2 protein-coding genes are annotated in these 1,965 nt (G+C 44.1%); both read left to right on the top strand.

The window, feature by feature from the left end:
- Window positions 1-805, top strand: an 805-nt coding sequence (locus A3735_RS11070) for an IS3 family transposase (RefSeq protein WP_068638059.1), incomplete at its 5' end; no start/stop codon positions are given.
- Between the two features lie 727 nt (window positions 806-1,532).
- A partial coding sequence (locus A3735_RS11080; protein WP_156499618.1) for a transposase occupies window positions 1,533-1,965 on the top strand: 433 nt, incomplete at its 3' end.

A 1,965-nucleotide genomic window follows, 5' to 3' on the forward strand; every position in this document is an offset into this window, starting at 1 on the left:
ACGAAACAGTTATTATAGCTTTGCCAAGCGCAAGCGTAGTCAACCAGATGACCCGGATCATCAGGAAATGCTTGATTGGATAACGGATATAGCAGAGTCCAGCGACCACACTTATGGAGAGCGCAGGATGAAGAAAGCATTGAACATTTTGGGTTATCCAGTAAGTCGAGCTAAAACAAAAAAACTGATGAATGAGGCTGGTGTGAAGGTGCGCCACAAGAAGAAATTTAAAGTGACCACTAATAGCAATCATAAGAAGCCTGTTTATCCAAATCGCTTAAAGCGAGAGTTTGATGTTGTTCAACCTAATCAGGCATACGTCGCGGATATTACATATATCTGGACTCAAGAGGGTTGGCTGTACCTAGCTGTCGTGATTGACTTGTTTTCACGGAAGGTTGTTGGCTGGAGCATGAGTTCACGCATGAAAGCGAGTCTGGTTTGCGATGCGCTTACCATGGCAATTTGGCAGCGGCGACCGAAAGCAGGCTTGATTCATCATTCGGATCGTGGCTCTCAATATGCGAGTGATGCCTTTAGAAGGTTATTGGATCAACACGGCATCCAAGGAAGCATGAGTCGGCGTGGCGACTGTTGGGATAATGCGGTAGTAGAAAGCTTCTTTGGAAGCCTGAAGCAAGAGCGCGTGCAATGGCGAAGTTACCAAACTCGCTATGAGGCACAGCAGGATATTTTGGATTACATATCCATGTTTTATAACAGTCGGCGGCTGCATTCTTACTTGGGCTACATGAGCCCGAATGAATACGAAGCTCAGGCAATTGAAATGAAAAAAGTATCTTAACTGGGTTGGTCAAAAATGCTAGACCACGTCAAACAGTGGGAAACCGTGCCACACACCCTAGAACTTTAAACGAAGGAATGCTTAATAAGAACTGAGCACTCCTTGCCGAATATTGAGCTCTATACCTTTAGAGCCAAAAAAATTTAACGCTTTTATAAACGGCGCGCGTGTCTTTGCGCGTCCAGTGTAGCCCACGTTTCTTTGTGGGCGGAACGAGGTTTGATAAACTTGTTAAGTGCTCTATTTCTCAACATATTTAAAGGTATCAGCACCATCGAAAAACCTAACATTAACGGACTTAAATATCTCAGGAGCAGCCATTCTGGCGTTGATTGCGACCCTATTTGTACCGTCATCTCTTTTTTGTGTGTAGTGAGTTGTACAACCACAAAAAGTGCAAGAATGATATGAGCGAACTTTGCTACCCCACAAATAAACAGTAGCCTCTGATTTTACTTTAATATCAACTTGATCGACTGTGTAATAAGCCCAAAGAGCACCTAGCCGGTAACACATTGAACAATTACAACTGGTAATTGATTCTAGTAGCATGTCTGCTGTTATAACGATATTACCGCAATGACAAGTAGCTTTGACCATGTTTCCTCCTTGAACACTTAGACATAATGACTCCCCACGTCCCAAAAGAGTGCTGACCTCCTATCGTGGGTTAGCAAAGCCAGAGCCATAATATATGTGTCATACCATATAAGCGGAGGCCAGCACCATGAAAAACAATACCATAATTTTTGTCGGATTGGACACCCATAAGGAGTTCACCGAAGTCGCATATTGCGAAGATCAACGAGGCTCAGAAGTAAAGCATCTTGGAAGAGTTTCTTCAGCCAAAGTATCACTTACCAAGATGGCAAGACAGTTTGAAAGCAAATACCCGCAGGCTACCCTGCATTTTGTTTATGAAGCAGGCCCCTGTGGCTACTGGATTTATCGATTGCTGACAAGCTTAGGCCATTGTTGCTATGTTGTTGCGCCATCACTGATTCCAAAGAAACCCGGACAACGCGTGAAAACAGATAAACGCGATGCACAAGATTTAGCTCGTTTGGTTCGTAATGGCGACCTTGATCCGATTTACGTTCCTGAACCCGCAGATGAAGCAATACGAGATCTATCTCGAGCACGTGAGCGTGCAATGCATG

The sequence above is a fragment of the Oleiphilus sp. HI0061 genome (assembly GCF_001635675.1).